This is a genomic window from Rhizobium leguminosarum, from assembly GCF_019798305.1.
GTDB lineage: Bacteria > Pseudomonadota > Alphaproteobacteria > Rhizobiales > Rhizobiaceae > Rhizobium > Rhizobium leguminosarum_U.
Genome location: NZ_JAAXDD010000027.1, coordinates 38,511 through 55,408, shown reverse-complemented (window position 1 = coordinate 55,408; position 16,898 = coordinate 38,511). Strand labels below are relative to the sequence as shown.

General features: G+C 61.9%; 18 protein-coding genes. 8 read left to right on the top strand and 10 right to left on the bottom strand.

The annotated features are described in order from the left end of the window. Positions 1-275 precede the first annotated feature (275 nt). Positions 276-554 (top strand): hypothetical protein, encoded by a 279-nt coding sequence (locus HFO99_RS31915; protein ID WP_222365639.1) that lies wholly within the window; start codon positions 276-278, stop codon positions 552-554. Between the two features lie 39 nt (positions 555-593). Here the strand turns inward: HFO99_RS31915 and ppdK are convergent, their stop codons facing one another. The 4 genes from ppdK to HFO99_RS31895 form a co-directional block, all read right to left on the bottom strand. Then, positions 594-3,302, bottom strand: a complete 2,709-nt coding sequence (gene ppdK, locus HFO99_RS31910) for a pyruvate, phosphate dikinase (RefSeq protein WP_222365638.1) — start codon at positions 3,300-3,302, stop codon at positions 594-596. Positions 3,303-4,139: 837 nt separating this feature from the next. Continuing rightward, on the bottom strand, positions 4,140-7,601 hold the full coding sequence (locus HFO99_RS31905; protein WP_222365637.1) for a chromosome segregation SMC family protein: 3,462 nt from the start codon (positions 7,599-7,601) through the stop codon (positions 4,140-4,142). A gap of 315 nt (positions 7,602-7,916) precedes the next feature. Further along, positions 7,917-8,687, bottom strand: a complete 771-nt coding sequence (locus HFO99_RS31900; RefSeq protein ID WP_409994951.1) for a DsbA family protein — start codon at positions 8,685-8,687, stop codon at positions 7,917-7,919. Positions 8,688-8,899: 212 nt separating this feature from the next. Further along, positions 8,900-9,124 carry a TraY domain-containing protein gene (locus HFO99_RS31895; protein WP_222365635.1) on the bottom strand — a complete coding sequence of 75 codons (225 nt, stop codon included), beginning with the start codon at positions 9,122-9,124 and terminating at the stop codon, positions 8,900-8,902. A gap of 59 nt (positions 9,125-9,183) precedes the next feature. Between HFO99_RS31895 and HFO99_RS31890 the strand changes: the two genes are divergently transcribed. Beyond that, positions 9,184-9,549, top strand: a complete 366-nt coding sequence (locus tag HFO99_RS31890) for a hypothetical protein (protein WP_222365634.1) — start codon at positions 9,184-9,186, stop codon at positions 9,547-9,549. A 23-nt stretch (positions 9,550-9,572) separates the two neighbouring features. Then, positions 9,573-9,929: a hypothetical protein gene (locus tag HFO99_RS31885; RefSeq protein ID WP_222365633.1), complete on the top strand. Its 357-nt coding sequence runs from the start codon at positions 9,573-9,575 to the stop codon at positions 9,927-9,929. Between the two features lie 19 nt (positions 9,930-9,948). Here the strand turns inward: HFO99_RS31885 and HFO99_RS31880 are convergent, their stop codons facing one another. Both HFO99_RS31880 and HFO99_RS31875 read right to left on the bottom strand, forming a co-directional pair. Beyond that, on the bottom strand, positions 9,949-10,116 hold the full coding sequence (locus HFO99_RS31880) for a type II toxin-antitoxin system ParD family antitoxin (RefSeq protein ID WP_222365632.1): 168 nt from the start codon (positions 10,114-10,116) through the stop codon (positions 9,949-9,951). After that, positions 10,117-10,608, bottom strand: coding sequence for a DUF721 domain-containing protein (locus HFO99_RS31875; protein WP_033181362.1), 492 nt, complete (start codon positions 10,606-10,608; stop codon positions 10,117-10,119). Between the two features lie 108 nt (positions 10,609-10,716). Between HFO99_RS31875 and mutY the strand changes: the two genes are divergently transcribed. The 4 genes from mutY (at position 10,717) to HFO99_RS31855 (ending at position 13,439) form a co-directional block, all read left to right on the top strand. Beyond that, positions 10,717-11,820 (top strand): A/G-specific adenine glycosylase, encoded by a 1,104-nt coding sequence (gene mutY / locus HFO99_RS31870; RefSeq protein WP_222365631.1) that lies wholly within the window; start codon positions 10,717-10,719, stop codon positions 11,818-11,820. A gap of 2 nt (positions 11,821-11,822) precedes the next feature. After that, entirely contained in the window at positions 11,823-12,437 is a 615-nt protein-coding gene (locus HFO99_RS31865; RefSeq protein WP_222365630.1) for an HAD family hydrolase, read from the top strand. Positions 12,438-12,442: 5 nt separating this feature from the next. Then, positions 12,443-12,808, top strand: a complete 366-nt coding sequence (locus HFO99_RS31860) for a nuclear transport factor 2 family protein (protein WP_222365629.1) — start codon at positions 12,443-12,445, stop codon at positions 12,806-12,808. A gap of 169 nt (positions 12,809-12,977) precedes the next feature. Next, positions 12,978-13,439: a hypothetical protein gene (locus tag HFO99_RS31855; RefSeq protein WP_222365628.1), complete on the top strand. Its 462-nt coding sequence runs from the start codon at positions 12,978-12,980 to the stop codon at positions 13,437-13,439. A gap of 116 nt (positions 13,440-13,555) precedes the next feature. Here the strand turns inward: HFO99_RS31855 and HFO99_RS31850 are convergent, their stop codons facing one another. The 4 genes from HFO99_RS31850 to HFO99_RS31835 form a co-directional block, all read right to left on the bottom strand. Beyond that, on the bottom strand, positions 13,556-14,710 hold the full coding sequence (locus HFO99_RS31850; RefSeq protein WP_222365627.1) for a site-specific DNA-methyltransferase: 1,155 nt from the start codon (positions 14,708-14,710) through the stop codon (positions 13,556-13,558). A gap of 180 nt (positions 14,711-14,890) precedes the next feature. Continuing rightward, positions 14,891-15,463, bottom strand: coding sequence for a hypothetical protein (locus HFO99_RS31845; protein WP_261323429.1), 573 nt, complete (start codon positions 15,461-15,463; stop codon positions 14,891-14,893). Continuing rightward, complete coding sequence (locus tag HFO99_RS31840) at positions 15,460-15,810, bottom strand: antibiotic biosynthesis monooxygenase family protein (protein WP_222365626.1); 351 nt, start codon at positions 15,808-15,810, stop codon at positions 15,460-15,462. The genes HFO99_RS31845 and HFO99_RS31840 overlap by 4 nt, the downstream gene beginning before the upstream one ends. Then, the gene (locus tag HFO99_RS31835) at positions 15,807-16,136 is read right to left on the bottom strand and encodes an NIPSNAP family protein (protein WP_017993201.1); all 330 of its coding nucleotides are present in this window, start codon (positions 16,134-16,136) and stop codon (positions 15,807-15,809) included. The genes HFO99_RS31840 and HFO99_RS31835 overlap by 4 nt, the downstream gene beginning before the upstream one ends. Before the next feature lie 72 nt (positions 16,137-16,208). On the opposite strand from HFO99_RS31835, the gene HFO99_RS31830 reads away from it, so the two are divergent. Continuing rightward, entirely contained in the window at positions 16,209-16,895 is a 687-nt protein-coding gene (locus HFO99_RS31830) for an ArsR/SmtB family transcription factor (RefSeq protein WP_222365625.1), read from the top strand. Positions 16,896-16,898 lie beyond the last annotated feature (3 nt).

Sequence of the window (16,898 nt, the reverse complement as noted above, 5' to 3'; positions counted from 1 at the left end):
CCCAAGGTTCCTGCAACCACACGGGCCAGATGAAGAGCCGGTTGCGATCCTGCTCCCCACAGTCCCAAACGACTGAGAAGGTGACGATCCGACAACCAGCTTCCGGGCGGGCGGCCACCCGCCCGGAAGCGTTAGTATCCTACATTTTTGTCATCCAAGAAGGTGCCGGCAGGCGGATGAGGGGCTGGCCTCAGCGATCTCCTATACCAAGAGCAGCTTGACGCCCTCGCCCGAATGGCCTCTCCTCACGGAAAAGCATTCCAAGGACCACACCAATGCGCATTCGTCTTCTCATCACCGCCCTCGCCACCATCGTCGCCGGGCTTTCCGCCTGCCAGACGATGACGCCGGAGGAGCGGCGGGCGGCGGATGAGCAGCGCTGTCTGGGCTATGGCTTCCGGCGCGGCACGGATGGGTTTGCCACCTGCCTGCAGCGCATCGATCTCGACCGGCGCGCCGAATCGCGGGCGCAAAGTGCCGAGCTGATGAACGACATGGCCTGGGATCTGAACGGACCTTATATCTACCGCGATCACTGGCGGCATCACCACTGAGTGTCCCAGGCGCCCTGCCCCCAGACTCCAGCGAATATCCTACACGATTGCCCGCAGGTCTTTCGGACCGCGCCTGACCTCTTCCAGACTGCCTGCAATCACCGCCTGCGCCGCCGCCAGCCTGGCGATCGGCACGCGGAACGGCGAGCAGGAGACGTAATCGAGGCCGATCGTTTCGCAGAAGCGGATCGAGGCCGGGTCGCCGCCATGTTCGCCGCAGATGCCGAGCTTCATGTCGTTGCGGGTGCGGCGGCCGCGCTCGGCGGCGATGCTGATCAATTCGCCGACACCGTCGAAATCGAGCGAAATGAAAGGATCGTGCTCGATGATGCCCTTGCGCTGATAGGTGGGGATGAAGGCCGAGGCGTCGTCGCGCGAGATGCCGAAGGTCGTCTGCGTCAGGTCGTTGGTGCCGAAGGAGAAGAATTCGGCGGCCTCGGCAATCACATGGGCGCGAAGGGCCGCGCGCGGCAGCTCGATCATCGTGCCGACGAGATAATCGATCTTCATGCCGGCCTCGCTCATCACCTCGCCGGCGACTTCGTCGATGCGCGCCTTGACGTAATCGAGCTCGGTGCGCAGGCCAACCAGCGGCACCATGATCTCCGGCACGACGGCAGCCCCGGTCTCCTTGGCTGCGGCGACCGCTGCCTCGAAGATGGCGCGGGCCTGCATCTCGACGATTTCGGGATAGGAGATCGCCAGCCGGCAGCCGCGATGGCCGAGCATCGGATTGAATTCGTGCAGCGCATCGACGCGCTGGCGAAGGGTTGATGCCTCCATGCCCATGGCGAAGGCGACCTCGGCGACCTCGTCGTCGGTCTTCGGCAGGAATTCGTGCAGCGGCGGGTCGAGCAGGCGGATCGTCACCGGCAGGCCGTGCATGACGGTGAAGAGGCCGGTGAAATCCAGCCGCTGCATCGGTAAGAGCTTGTCGAGCGCCACTCGCCTGCCCTTCTCGTCGACGGCAAGGATCATCTCGCGCATGACATGAATGCGCTCGCCCTCGAAGAACATGTGCTCGGTGCGGCAAAGGCCGATGCCCTCGGCGCCGAAGGAGCGGGCGGCGAGCGCATCGGCCGGCGTATCGGCATTGGTGCGCACCGTCATGCGCCGGGCGCGGTCGGCCCAGCCCATGATGCGGCCGAAATCGCCCGACAGCGCCGGCTGGATCATCGGCACCTCGCCCTTCAGCACCTGGCCGGCAGAACCGTCGATGGTGATGATATCGCCCTTCTTCAGCGTCACGCCGACGCCGAGCAGCCGCTCGTTGCGCTGATCGATGCGCATCGTGCCGGCGCCGACGACGCAGGGGATGCCCATGCCGCGGGCAACGACTGCCGCATGGCTGGTCATGCCGCCGCGGGTCGTCAGAATGCCCTCGGCGGCATGCATGCCGTGAATATCCTCGGGGCTGGTCTCGACTCTCAGCAGGATGACCTTGCGGCCTTCGGCTTCGGCCTCGACCGCCTCTTCCGCCGTGAAGACGATGGCGCCGGTGGCAGCCCCCGGCGAGGCCGGCAGCCCGGTGCCGATCACCTGGCGGGTGACGCGCGGATCGATCGTCGGATGCAGCAGCTGGTCGAGGCTCGAGGGCTCGATGCGCAGCACCGCCTCGTCTTCGGTGATCACCCCCTCGTCGACCATGTCGACGGCGATCTTCATGGCCGCCCGCGTCGAGCGTTTGGCCGAGCGGGTCTGCAGCATCCACAGCCTGCCGCGCTCGATGGTGAATTCGATATCCTGCATGTCGCGGTAATGGATTTCGAGATCGGTGCAGATGCGGCAGAGCTCGCGAAACGCCTCCGGCATCAGCTTTTCCATCGAGGGTTTTTCGGAGCCCGAGGAAATCCGCCCCTCCTCGGTGATGCTTTGCGGCGTGCGGATGCCGGCCACGACATCCTCGCCCTGGGCATTGACCAGGAATTCGCCGTAAAGCGCTCTCTCGCCGGTCGAGGGGTTGCGGGTGAAGGCAACGCCGGTCGCCGAACTGTTGCCGAGATTGCCGAAGACCATCGCCTGGATGTTGATCGCCGTGCCCCAGCCTTCCGGAATATTGTGGAGCTGGCGGTAGGTGACGGCGCGCGCGCTCATCCAGCTGGAAAACACGGCGCCGACCGCGCCCCAGAGCTGAACTTCGGGATCCTGCGGAAATTCCTGCTCCAGCTCCTCCTCGATCAGCTTCTTGTAGAGCGAGACGATGTGCTGCCATTCCGAGGCGCTGAGTTCGGTATCGAATTCATGGCCGAGCTTGGCCTTCTCGTCTTCCAGGATCTCCTCGAAGGCGTCGTTGCCGAGGCCCATGACGACATCGGCATACATCTGGATGAAGCGGCGGTAGCTGTCCCAGGCAAAACGCGCATCACCGGCATCATGGCCGAGCGCCTGCACTGTCTCGTCGTTGAGGCCGAGATTGAGCACCGTGTCCATCATGCCCGGCATGGAGACGCGGGCGCCGGAGCGCACCGACAAGAGCAGCGGCTGGCTGACCGAGCCGAAGCGGCGGCCGGTGACCGCCTCGATCGCCGATATGCCGGCGCGCACCTCAGCCTTCACCGCATCCTCGATGTGGCGGCCGTTCTTGTAATAGGTGCTGCAGGCATCGCTGACGATCGTCAGCCCCGGCGGCACCGGCAATCCCAGGGCGCACATTTCCGCGAGATTGGCGCCCTTGCCGCCCAGAATCTCGTGATCGCGCGCCCGGCCCTCAGCCTGCCCGTCGCCGAACCTATAGACCCACTTGGTCATCTTCCCCCCAACACCAAATCGGGGTTAGCTTAATCCGTTGGTGTTGAAATGAAAATCGACAAATGCGGCAGAATGTTGCGCTGCACAATGAATCTTGGCCGCGGGCGGCCTTGGAACGGTTGAAAGGTGCCCAAACAGAAAACAAGGCACAAAAAAAGCTTTGCGGGACTGCAACAATGTCCCGCAAAGCCTTGTTTCCGTCCGGCCAGGAAAACCGGACGGGGGGTCCCTCAACCCAGGAACGGTTCAGCTTTTTCTCAAGCAGAACCGCTCTGACCGCGTCATACGCATTTCCTGGGAAAATAGATCGCTACGTCCCAAGATTTGCTCTCGGTTTCCGGTTCTTGCCCTCGCCCGGAAAGCCGCACGCAAATTCGACAATGCGCAACCGTTGATCGCCCGTTTTCGAGCAGGGTAATTAGGTTGCGTTGAAACAACTTCTAATGCAAGTCAGCGAAAAGAGCATCACCCAAATGGGGTACAAGCGACAAGAGAGCCGACCTTTTTTGGTGTTTATTGCTTGACCTTTGATTTTACGCAATTTCTAGGCGCGAAACCGCGCCATAGCTTTGCTGAAATTGCGTCGGCGCTCAGCGTCGACGTGGATGCTCGGTTGGCGCCAATGGCTGCCCCTCACCCTAACCCTCTCCCCGTAAAAACGGGGAGAGGGGACGTGCCTTGCGAGAGGTCAGTGGGAAACGGAGAGCTTGCGGCGATGCCCCTTCTCCCCGCAAGCGGGGAGAAGGTGCCGGCAGGCGGATGAGGGGCTGGTGTCGGCAACCTCACGGGCCGAGGTGTGTCTCAAACACTGCGGAACATCCGAAACCGGATGCTACCTCAGGCAATCTCACGCAGGCGTTCGGCCATTTGCAGGTCGACGGAGACGAGTTGGGAGACGCCCTGCTCGGCCATGGTGACGCCGAAGAGGCGGTTCATGCGGGCCATGGTGATCGGATTGTGGGTGATGATGACGAAGCGGGTTTCGGTGGAGGCCGCCATTTCGTCCATCAGATTGCAGTAGCGTTCGACATTGTGGTCGTCGAGCGGCGCATCCACTTCGTCGAGCACGCAGATCGGCGCCGGATTGGTGAGGAAGACGGCAAAGATCAGCGCCATGGCCGTCAGCGCCTGTTCGCCGCCGGAAAGCAGCGTCATGGTCTGCGGCTTCTTGCCGGGGGGTCGGGCGAGGATTTCGAGGCCGGCTTCCAGCGGATCGTCGGATTCGATCAGCTGCAGCTCGGCCGTGCCGCCGCCGAACAGATGGGTGAACAGCCGCTGGAACTGGGCATTGACGATGTCGAAGGCGGCGATCAGCCGTTCACGGCCCTCGCGGTTGAGGCTCTGGATGGCGCCGCGCAGCTTGCGGATCGCATCGATGACGTCGTCGCGTTCCTTGATCAGCGCTTCGAGCTTCTCGCTCAACTCCTTCTGTTCCTCGTCGGCGCGCAGGTTGACGGCGCCGAGCCGCTCGCGCTCGATCCTCAGCCGTTCCAGCTCGCGCTCGACTTCGCGCGGATCGGGAAGCGCCTGCATGGTCGGGCGCCCGGTCAGCTGCAGCGCCTCGTGCGGCGCGACGTTCAGGACCTCGCGGATGCGGGCTTCGCTTTCCTGCCGCTTCTCGCGGGCCGAAACCAGGCGCTCCTCGGCGCGGCCGCGGCGTTCACGGCATTCGGCAAGTTCCGACAATGCCGTCGTCGCCTTCTGGTCGGCTTCGCGCTGGATGCGTTCGGCCTCAGCCAGCAGGTCGCTCGCCTGACGGCGCGCCTCCTCGGCCTTCTGCAACTCGCTGAGCAGGGCGCGGCGCTTGTCGTCGAATTCATCCGGCGCCAGTTCGAGCTCGGCTGCCTCGTCCCGCGCCTCTTCCTCGCGCTCGCGCAATGTCGCGACATGGTCTTCAGCACTTGCCGCCCGCTGGCGCCAGGTCTCGCGCTCCTGGCCGATCGCCACGATGCGGCGCTGGCGGGCCTCGTTTTCCCGGGCGAGGCTCTCATGGCGGGCGCGGCTTTCGGCCAGCGCGCCGCGATCGGTCGCCACCTCCGCCTGCTGGAACCGCAGCCGCTCGTCGATATCAGTCAGATCGGGCGCGTCCTCCAGCTCAATGCGGGCATTCTCTTCCTGGATGGCGATCTCTTCGAGCTGCGCGCGCAGCTGGCTCGCCGCCTCGCTGACGACATCGCGGCGGCGGATCAGATCGCCGGAGGCACGCTCGGCGGCGGCAAGCGCCTCGCGCGCCTCAGTCAGATGGCGCGCCGACAGACGACTCATGTCGCGTGCCTCGGCAAGCCGGCGCTCCCCAGCGCGGATCGCTTCGGCAGCGGCTGCCTGCCGCTCTTCGGCTTCGGCAAGCACGTCGCGGGCAAGGGCGGCTTCGCCTTCGAGTTCGGCCAGGCGGTTCTTCTGGGCCAGGCGCAGGGCCGCAGCACTCGGGGCGTCGGCACCGGTGACGTGGCCATCCCAGCGATAGACCGCACCCTCTTTCGTCACCAGCCGCTGGCCGGGCTTCAGCGCCGCCATCAGCGACTGCGCATCGCCTTCCGCCACCAGGCCGATCTGGCGCAGCCGGCGGGTGAGTGCCGCCGGCGCACTTATATGGGCAAGCAGCGGCGCGACACCGGATGGCAGGGCGGGATCGCTGGCACCATCGCCATTGTCCGACCAATGGGCCGGCGCCTCGGGAGCGAGTGGCGATTCCAGATCGTCGCCGAGGGCAGCGCCAAGTGCGGTTTCGAAGCCGCGGTCAACCTTCAGCTCGTCGGCAACCGGCGGAAATTTGCCGGCCGTGGCACCGGCGGCGAGCATGCGGGAAATCGTGCGGGCTTCGGTTTCCAGCGCATTCAGCGCCGAACGGGCCTGTTCGACTGGCGCGCGCGACAGCGCCTCGGTCTGGCGGGCTGCGGCCAGCGCCTGGTCGACCGCCTGCACCGCGGCTTCCGCGTCGGCGACGGCGATCTCGCCGGCTTCGACGATGGCGCGTTTTTCGTCCGGATCGGGCAGGCCTGATATCTTCTCGCCGATGGCGGACAGTTCGTGGTTCGCCTCGTCCATCTGCCGTTCGAGGCGCATCCGGCGGTCGGCGAGATCGCGAATGGCGCGCTCCAGCTGGTTGCGGCCGGCGGCGGCCTCGGCGCGCTCGGCCGTCAGCTGGGTGAAGATGCGCTCGCTATCGGCCAGTTTTGCCGCCGCGCCCTCGAAGGTCTCGCGGGTTTCCTCGGCATAACGGCCGGAATCGGCGAGGATTTCCGAAATCTCCGCCTCTTCGGCGTCGAGCCTTGCCAGGATGACGGCATTGTCGGCCACCAGCCGCTGCTCGCGGCTTATATCCTCGGCAAGCTGGGCCAGACGGCGGGTCAGCTCGTCGCGGCGGCGCAGAATGCGGCCGGCATCCTCCTCCAGCTGGCTTCTGGCGATCTGCAGGCGCTGCAGGGCGGCGGCGGCACGCGCCTCGCCCTCGCGCAGTTCCGGCAGCTTCAGGCTGGCGATAGCCTGGTTCTTCGCCGCCTCCATCTGCATCTGCGCCTTTTCGGCGACGACGGAGGTCGCCTGGTTCAAGGCGCTGTCGGCCTCGGCCTCGGCTTCCTTGGCCTGCACCCAGCGGATATGCAGCAGCATCGCCTCGCGGGCGCGGATATCGGCAGACAGCGTCTTGAAGCGGTTTGCCTGGCGGGCCTGGCGCTTCAGGCTCTCGATCTGGCTTTCGAGCTGCGAGGTGACGTCGTCAAGGCGCTCGAGATTGCCTTCGGCGGCGCGCAGCCGCAGTTCGGCCTCATGGCGGCGGGAATGCAGGCCTGAAATGCCGGCCGCCTCTTCCAGCAGCTGGCGGCGGGCCTGCGGCTTGGCCTGGATCAGCTCGCCGATACGCCCCTGCCCGACCATCGAGGGCGACCGCGCGCCGGTGGAGGCATCGGCAAACAGCAGCTGCACGTCCTTGGCGCGGCTTTCCTTGCCGTTGATGCGATAGAGCGAACCCTGCTCGCGCTCGATGCGGCGGGTAACCTGGATCTCGTCGCTGTCGTTGAAGGCGGCAGGCGCGGTGCGCTCGCCATTGTCGAGATAGAGCGCCACTTCGGCGGTGTTGCGCGCCGGGCGGTTTCCCGAGCCCGAAAAGATCACGTCGTCCATGCCGGAGGCGCGCATGTTCTTGTAGGAATTCTCGCCCATCACCCAGCGCAGCGCCTCGACAAGGTTCGACTTGCCGCAGCCGTTCGGGCCGACAACGCCGGTCAGCCCGCGCTCGATGATGAATTCCGTCGGCTCGACGAAGGATTTGAAGCCGACCAGACGCAGCTTGTTGAACTTCATGCAGCCGCTCCGCAGCGCAGTTCAGAGCAGGCAGCATCTCTGGAGCGTAGGGAGGGCGTGGTACCCCCCTCTGCCCTGCCGGGCATCTCCCCCACAGGTGGGGAGATCGGCAGGTGGCGAAGGCTTCCCCAAACAAAGACCCGCTCACTCTGAGCAGTCGTGAAAGGCATAATGAAGGAGGAGACATCGCCCCCAGCTGATCTCCCCCCTTGTGGGGGAGATGTCCGGCAGGACAGAGGGGGGTATTCCCCACGCAGCCACAAAAAAACGGGCGCACGGCTTTCGCCGTCGCCCGTTCTATCGAAACGATCCGGTTCAGAGCAGGCTGTCGATGAGCTTCGACATGGTGTCAACCGGCATGTCTCCAGAGTAGCGCTTGCCATTGATGATGAAAGTCGGTGTGGCGTTGACGCCGAAATCCTTGGAACCTCTTTCCCGCGTGGCGTTCACTTCATCCAGAAGCTTCTGGTTCGTCAAGCATTTCGTGAAGCTATCCTCAGTAAATCCGGCAAGCTTCGACATCTGTAGCAGTGCGGCGCGGCCGTCATCGGCGGCGGCCCAGACCTGCTGCTGCTTGAAGAGCATCGAAACCATCGGGAAATACTGTTCCGGCGTGCTCAACTGTTCCGGATTGGAGGCGCTGCAGCGAGCAAGCATGAAGGCTGCGGCGGCGCGCGGGTCGAAGGGGAATTCGCGGATAATGAACTGCACCTTGCCGGCGTCGACGTATTTCTGCTTGATCGCGTCGAAGGTGGTGTTGTGGAAATGAGCGCAATGTGGGCAGGTCATCGACATATATTCGACGATCTTGACCGGGGCGTCGGCCTTCCCCAGCGCCATTTCCGGCAGCGCGCCGGGCTTCAGCACTTCGGTCATGTCGATATCGCCATCGGACTGCGGCATTTCGGTTGCCGCCGTGGCGGCCGTCTGCATGGTGTCGACATTGGTGCCGTCAGCCATGGTCTTGCCGGAGGACGACGCATCGGCAGCGTCCTTGCTGTCGTTGCAGGCGACAAGCGCTACGGCAGCTGCGGCGATGGCGATACCGCTGAGCAGGCGGCGTTTCGTCAGTTGCATTTCGGACATCTGCATGGATTCCCCATAAATATGAGATTGACGGCATGACTGTGCGATATAACGGCTGGCGGCCGCTCACAAGGCACGGTGAACCAACTTCCTTCAAAGAATTGTGACCGAGGGAAGACCATAGATCAAAAATTGCGAGATTGGAGCTTTTGCTCGATTTCATCGGTAGAGATCGCAAGGGCTGCTACCTCGTACCGGCTGGTCGATGAAACTCAGTTATCCAACCCGTAATGCGACGTCAGCTCGGCCAGAGGCACGGTATCGCCCTCGTCGCGGCGAAGTTCTTCGAGGCGCCTTTCGGCAAGATAGATATCTTCGACGTCGTCGAGATGCGCGAGGATGGCTTGCCGCGCAAAGAAGCACTTGCTGCGGCCCGTGCGCCTGGAAAGCTCAATCAGCCGCGCTTCGATATCAGGGGGCAACTGCAAGACCAGCATGACTTTTCTCCCGTCTGCTTTACAGGTATAGCAGACGACTATTCAGAGGGGTATTTTGAATGTATTCTTTGACTAAGACTTTTCTCTACGGCTTGCTTATCGCCTTTGTCGTATCGGCCATGAACGTCACGAGCGTGCTTGCCTCTGAAGAGGGCGGCAATGTTGTTTTCAATCAGATGCTTAAATGTCTAAAGCTGCCTGCGGACGCGCCGATCGCTTATGACTTCATGGTTGTTGCGGTCATCAAGGATGGATCCGCGGACTTTTTATCGATCAACTTCCGCACGCCGCCTTCCGAATGGGAAAAAACGGCAGCCCCGTTGATCGCCGATGCAATCACACAGTGCGAGCCTTATAGCTCGATCTCGGGCAGGGCGGAATTCGCTGTTACCCGCGAGCTTGTCGAAGCAGGATCAAAAAACTAGGCATGCCGGGGCGAGAGCGCTGAATGTCATTTCCAGAAGAACTAGTTTGGGACAAAATCAATGACGGCTGGACACGAATGTCCCGCAAGCAGCGCTCCCTGTGGGAGGCAATCAAGCGCATGCCGGAAGAATGGGAACTGCGGGGCTATGACCGGTGCTGGGTGGTGGCCCTCATGGGGCCGACCGTAATTTACTACAATCATTTTGAAAACGGCTTCGAACTGTCGCCCTGGCATCAATACGGATACATCGAGCAATATCAGGCTTTGCAATATGAGCTTGAACAAGCCGTGCAGCGGCAACTTGATATTCTCGATACAGGGCAAGACGTCGGCCCGTGGGGAAGTCCGCCCATTCCCGGGGAATATCGGAAATCATAACTTCGATTTGTCGACAGGGCTAAACGCCACCGCCCTCAGTCTTTATTCGCTCGGCATGCAGACGGTCGAGCCGCTCGAAAATCGTATCGGCATCGATATCCGAACTCGGATCGTCGATTGCCTCGCGGATTTTCCGACGGATGATTTCGTCGGTCAGGTCTTTTTTCCGATCGAGCAAGCGCCGCATTTATCGTCCCCGCTTCCCCATCACCGCCGTGCCCAAGCGCTGGATCGCCTGGCGCAGCTTGTCGTTCTCTATCCCCTCCATCATGCCTTCGAGCTTGCGGGCGGCTTCGCCCTTTAGGGGCGGCGGGGTGCGGGAGCGGCGGATGGCTTGCGAGACCGGCTTCTGGACGATGCGGATCTGGTGGACGGCGGCAAAGCCGAAGAAGCTGTTGATGCGCTGGATGAGTTCGCCTTGCGCATGGGTGAGGAACAGCGCGCGCGCGCCTTCGCAGGCAATCGTCAGCACGCCGGGGCGGAAGCCGCCGGTCTCGTTGCCGCCGCGGGCCCAGGCGATCTTTTCCGGCCGGGTGCAATCGGCGAAATCCTCGCCGGCGATTTCGCTCCACGAGCCGAGCAGAGCCGTGTTGATGCCGGCGCGCCGCGCGAGCACGGGATCGATCAGCCCGTTCGCCAGCTCGGAGATCTGCTTTGCACCTTTGCGTGGATAACTCATCGAAACCCTTCAGCGACGCCGCCAATTCGCATGCCATTTCGCACAGGCGACTTGATCGCGCGGCATTGCTTCGGCAAGTATAGGCACTTCCCCCCATCGCGGCAAATCATGACGATCACCACACTCGACACGCCCTTAGCAATGCCTCTGCTCGACTGGTACGATCGCCACCACCGCGACCTGCCCTGGCGCGTTTCGCCCGGCATGGCCGCCCGCGGCGTCAAACCCGATCCCTATCGCGTCTGGCTGTCCGAGGTGATGCTGCAGCAGACGACGGTGCAGGCGGTCAAACCCTATTTCGAGAGGTTTCTTGAGCGCTGGCCCGAGGTGACCGATCTTGCCGCAGCCGAAAACGACGCGGTGATGGCCGCCTGGGCGGGGCTTGGCTATTATGCTCGGGCCCGCAACCTGAAGAAATGCGCCGAAGCGGTGGCGAAAGAACATGGCGGCATCTTTCCCGATACCGAAGAGGGCCTCAAATCCCTCCCCGGCATCGGCGACTATACGGCAGCCGCCGTCGCGGCCATCGCCTTCAACCGGCAGGCGGCTGTCATGGACGGCAATGTCGAGCGGGTGATCTCCAGGCTCTATGCGATCGCCACGCCGCTTCCGGCCGCAAAGCCGGCGATGAAAGAGAAGGTGGCGCTGCTAACGCCCGCCGATCGGCCCGGCGATTTCGCCCAGGCGATGATGGATCTCGGCGCGACGATCTGCACGCCGAAGCGACCGGCCTGTTCGCTCTGTCCGTTCCGAGACGCCTGCCAGGCGCTCAAACTTTCCGATCCCGAGCTTTTTCCGATCAAGGCGGCGAAGAAGGAGAAGCCGGTCAGATACGGCGCGGCCTTCATCGCGGTCACCGGTGATGGCGAGATCCTGCTCAGGCGGCGCATCGACAGCGGCCTGCTCGGCGGCATGACCGAGGTGCCGACGACCGCCTGGACGGCGCGCATCGACGGCGAGACCTCGGCTGCCGCCGCGCCCTTCGAGGCGGCATGGCAGGCCTCTGGCACCGTCATCCATGTCTTCACCCATTTCGAGCTCAGGCTTTCGATCTGGCGCGCGGCGATTGCATCCAAGGTCGTCATGGATGACGGCCCGAATGACGGATGGTGGGAGCCGGTTACAAATCTTGAAGCCCAGGCCTTACCGACCATCATGAAAAAAGCGATCGCAGCGGCTATTCCTCTCGCGTTTAAAACATCCAAGGGATGACCATGACCACCGACATAAGACATATCGTTTTTGATATCGGCAAAGTCCTTATTCATTACGATCCGCATCTTCCCTTCAGCCGCCTCATCCCCGATGAGACCGAGCGCAACTGGTTCTTCGCCAATATCTGCACCCATGACTGGAACATCGAGCAGGACCGCGGCCGCGCATGGGCGGAGGCCGAAGCGCTGCTGATTAAACAGCACCCGGCGCGTGAGGAGCATATCCGCGCCTTCCGCAAATATTGGCACGAGATGGTGCCGCACGCCTATGACGACAGCGTCGCGATCATGGAAGGGCTGATTGCCGAAGGGCGTGATGTAACGATGCTGACCAACTTCGCCTCGGATACGTTCCGCGAGGCGCAGCAACGCTTCCCCTTCCTGACCAAACCGCGCGGCGTCACCGTTTCCGGCGATGTCGGCCTGATCAAGCCCGATATCGCCATCTACGAGACCCATACAAAAAGTTTCGGCCTCGATCCCAATGCCACGATCTTCATCGACGACGCGCCGGCCAATGTCGAAGGCGCCAAGGCCTACGGTTGGAATGCGGTGCTGTTTTCGGGGCCTGAGAAGCTGCGCAGCGATCTTGCCGCTTACGGATTGAAGGTTTGAAATCCATGGCTTTCGACCCCGCAGAAGAAATCGAACGTTTTCACGCCGCCATCAACGCCCTCGATTTTCCCACCATCGAGGCCTATTTCGCCGAGGATGCCACCTATGTCTCGAACGGCGTCGGCGATCTCACCGGACGGGCTGAGATCATGGCGGCGTTCCGGCGTTATTTCGACGACTATCCCGACCAGACGGCGGAAAATTCGCTGGTGGAAACGTTGACGGCCCAATCCGGCCGGTCGGTCTGGTCGGTGCGCGCCACCCACAGCAAATCAGGCAAGCCGCTGGTCCGCGAGGGTGAGGAGACGATCACCTTCAATGCGGAAGGCCGCGTCACGCGGGTCGAGGTCACCGATTACCGGGATTTTTGAAAAGAGGACGCCCGGGTTTGACCCCGGGCGCCTTGCCTACTCCGCACAACGAGGATTATGGGCGCACCGGAAATCGACTGAAAATGGCATTTCTTCCAAGCCGCCTGACGAGATTCTTGACGGCGAATCTGTTCATTGCTGAAGGGAGTTTGGGGATGAGGCAAGTGTTGTGATCAACCAATCAAGGCACAAAACGTCAAGCTGTCTCGCGCTTGTCCTCTCGGTCTGCTTTGGAAGCTGGAGCGGTGCGCAAGCTGGCGACGTTCGCAACGATGCACTCGCTCCATTGCCGCTCGTTCTCGATGACTACAAAGCGTTCGTGCACAAGCTGGCTGCCGAAGTGAACGGAAACGAAGCCGCGATGGCAACGAAACTCCGGAACCTAGGATTTAGCTGTATCCCGGTCACTAAATCCACTGCATTCGCATGTGTGCGATTTGGCTGTCAGAAGCGGATCATCGGGAGAGGCTCTCTCCTCCAATGGACGGTGAATAGGTCTGATGTGATATTGGGAGAGCCCGGCTTCGATGGCGTAGCAGTCAACTATTTGTGGGCGGCGCGCTGTATTCCCATGAACGACATCGAGGAAGCTCAGCAACGCTTCCTTTCCGGCAGCAGCCCAATCGAGTGATAGGTTGAGCGATCTTCGAATAGAAGACGCCCGGGTTTGACCCCGGGCGCCTTGGTCTTCTTCCGCAACTGGAGGGAAATCGGAAGAAGGTAGTTTCGATCCATCAGAGGCGCTGCTCACTCCGCCTTTGCCAGATCACTGCGGATGACGGACCTGAGATCGTCGATCGGGCGCAGGGACTGCCCATCTTCGAAATGCCAGAAGGTCCATCCGTTGCATGCATCGAGACCCTGCACCTTGGCGCCGAGACGATGAATGGAGCCGGCCTCGCCGCCGGATGCTACCGTGCCGTCGGCGCGGACAATCGCGCTATAGCGGCGCTTGGCGTCGGTCAGCACCTGGCCGGGCTTGATCAGGCCGCTTTCAACAAGCACGTTGAAGGCGACGCGGACTTCGGCCTTTTTGCCGGTCATGACGGTCAGTTCCGCCTTGCCGAGCGGCTCTACGGCAGCGATGCGGGCTGCGGCGGCGTCGATATAATCCTGTTCGCGCTCGATACCGACGAAGTGGCGGCCGAGACGCTTGGCGACGGCACCCGTCGTTCCCGAGCCGAAGAAGGGATCGAGCACGATATCGCCGGGCTTGGTCGACGCCATGATGACACGGGCGAGCAGTGCTTCCGGCTTCTGCGTCGGATGCGCCTTCTTGCCGTCCTCGCCCTTCAGCCGCTCGCTGCCGTTGCAGATAGGGAACAGCCAGTCGGAGCGCATCTGCACGTCGTCATTGGCGGCCTTCAGCGCATCGTAATTGAAGGTATAGCCCTTGGCCTTGGCGCTGGGGCTTGCCCAGATCATCGTCTCATGGGCGTTCTGGAAACGGCGGCCCTTGAAATTCGGCATCGGGTTGGTCTTGCGCCAGATGATGTCGTTGAGGATCCAGAAATTCAGATCCTGCAGCGTGGCGCCGACACGGAAGATATTGTGGTAGGAGCCGATCACCCAAATCGAGCCTGATGGTTTCAGCACGCGGCGGCAAGCCAGCAGCCAGGCGCGGGTGAAGGCGTCATAGGCCTCGAAGGAGGCGAACTGATCCCATTCGTCGTCGACCGCATCGACCAGCGACTGGTCGGGACGATGCAGCGTTCCGCCGAGCTGGAGATTATACGGCGGATCGGCAAAGATGATGTCGACGGAGTGGCTGGGCAAAGCTTCAAGGGCGCTGACGCAATCGCCCTTGATGATCGTGTCGACCCAAGACCCGGCCCTGGAATCCTGCCGGGAATCCGACTTGACGGAAGCCTTGAGGTCGGTAAGCGGAAAAACTGATGCCATTCTGATACTCACTCATACGCTCTACGCTTAACTGTCCGTTATGGTTACGCAACTTAGTTACCAAAGCCTGAAGCGCTGGCCGATTTCGGGAATTTATTCGGGCGGCAGTCGGGCAAACTGGGCTGAGATGGCCCGAGCCCGTCGCGGCTGAACTGAGGTTCAACGGCGTCAGCCATCTTTCTATTCTACATTTTCCCGAGTATCGGCAATACTCGTTATCGAGTCAAACATCAGGGTATATTCCAGCAATATAGTGTCTGTTATTTTACCATGCTGAGTTCTTCTCATGTCGCAGCTAACGCTCTTCTCAAAATAGCTGCCCTTTATGCTGCATTCTCCTTCGATTTCGTTTCGACTGCCGTTGGTCAAGCGCGCAGCATCCGAGATTGCCCGTTCTGGGAATGTAACTCCGATGAAATCAGGATTCTGGATGAACATTATAGCGGTCGAAATTATCAGGAGCGCTAAGTCAATGGAAATAAAGGAAAATATAGCCACCCACGTAAATTTTATTATCTTGACGCCCACACGATTTGGCTTTCCCGTTCGGTTAGCGATTTTGGCTGTCGGTAGCATATCCTTCAATTTGATAGATGAAATAAATTCGTTGTCACGCCCATAGTTCAAACCGGTGCGCCAATGCGTGACGGCGAGAATACCAACGCAGGGTCTTAGGTTTGTCCCTATTTCTCCAGATCGACAACCGGCTGTCAGGGCGCCCCTGGACGGGGCGGATTGGACGCCACGGGTCACGCCGCATCGTGAACCTTGCGGCTGTCGGCCGGTGCTTCGTCGCGTTCGAACATGCCGTAATCGCGGATGACACTGGCGATCCGCAGCCGATAATCGGCGAAAATGCCGCCGCGGCCGGCCTGCTGGGCTGCCCGGTGAGACTCGAGATTGCGCCACTCCTTCACCGCTGCCTCATCGCGGAAAAAGGAGAGCGACAGCAGCTTGCCGCGGGTCGTCAGGCTCTCGAAACGTTCGATCGAGATGAAGCCGTCGATCGTTTCGAGATCGGCGCGCAGCTCGCCGGCGAGATCCAGATATTTGTGGCGTTCGCCCATATAGGGCACGACTTCGAAGATGACGGCGATCATGGCAGCACCAGCTTGGCGTGAGGGGCGGAGACATTTTTGAGGAAGATGCGATCCTCCTTCAGGATGAAGCCTTCGCGTCTGGCAAATTCATAATTCTCGCGGCCGAGCGGGTCGGCAGCCAGCCTGGCGCGATAGGCTTCGTAGGCGGCGAGGCTTTCGATATTGTAGACGCCGTAAGCCGTCGTTGCCGATCCCTCATGCGGGCCGTAATAGCCGATCAGGTCGGCGCCGTTCTTCGGTATCGCCTGCCCCCAGTTGCGGGCATATTCGGCAAACGCCTCCTTCTTGAAAGGGTCGATCTGATAACGGATGAAGCAGGTGATCATGGGTTTTCTCCTTTGGCTCTTCACCCCTTTTTGCACATTGCCTGACGGCGATGCTTCGGTTACGATCGAAGTATGAAAGAAGGTCCAGACATTGCGCAGATCGGCGCGCTGATTGGCGATCCCGCCCGCGCCAACATGCTGGCGGCACTGACCGGCGGCCGGGCGCTGACGGCGACCGAGCTTGCCGGCGTCGGCGGCATCACCGTGCAGACGGCGAGCACCCATCTTGCCAAGCTCGAAGCCGGCGGGCTGCTAACCCAGCGCAAGCAGGGGCGCCATCGCTATTTCACCCTGGCTGACGAGGCCGTCGCCCGGCTGATCGAAAGCATGATGGGCTTTGCCGCCGGGCGCGGCCATCTGCGTCACCAGCCGGGACCGAAGGAGCCGGCGCTGCGCAAGGCGCGCATCTGCTACGATCATCTTGCCGGCGACTACGGCGTGCGCATGCTCGACAGCCTGATTGCCTCCGGCTCGATCGACGCGGTCGGAGACGGCCTGGCGCTGACGGAAAAGGGCGAAAGCGATCTCAAATGCATCGGCATCGATGTTAGCGACCTCAGATCGTCGCGCCGCCCGCTCTGCCGCTCCTGCCTCGACTGGAGCGAACGGCGCGCGCATCTGGCCGGCAGCCTCGGAAAGGCGTTGCTGTCAAGCTTCCTCGACAAAGGCTGGGCGCGGCGAACCGCCGAAAGCCGCTCGATCTTCTTCTCCCCGGAGGGCGATCGGCAGTTTCTGAGGCTTTTTCCGATTGATGGCTGATCG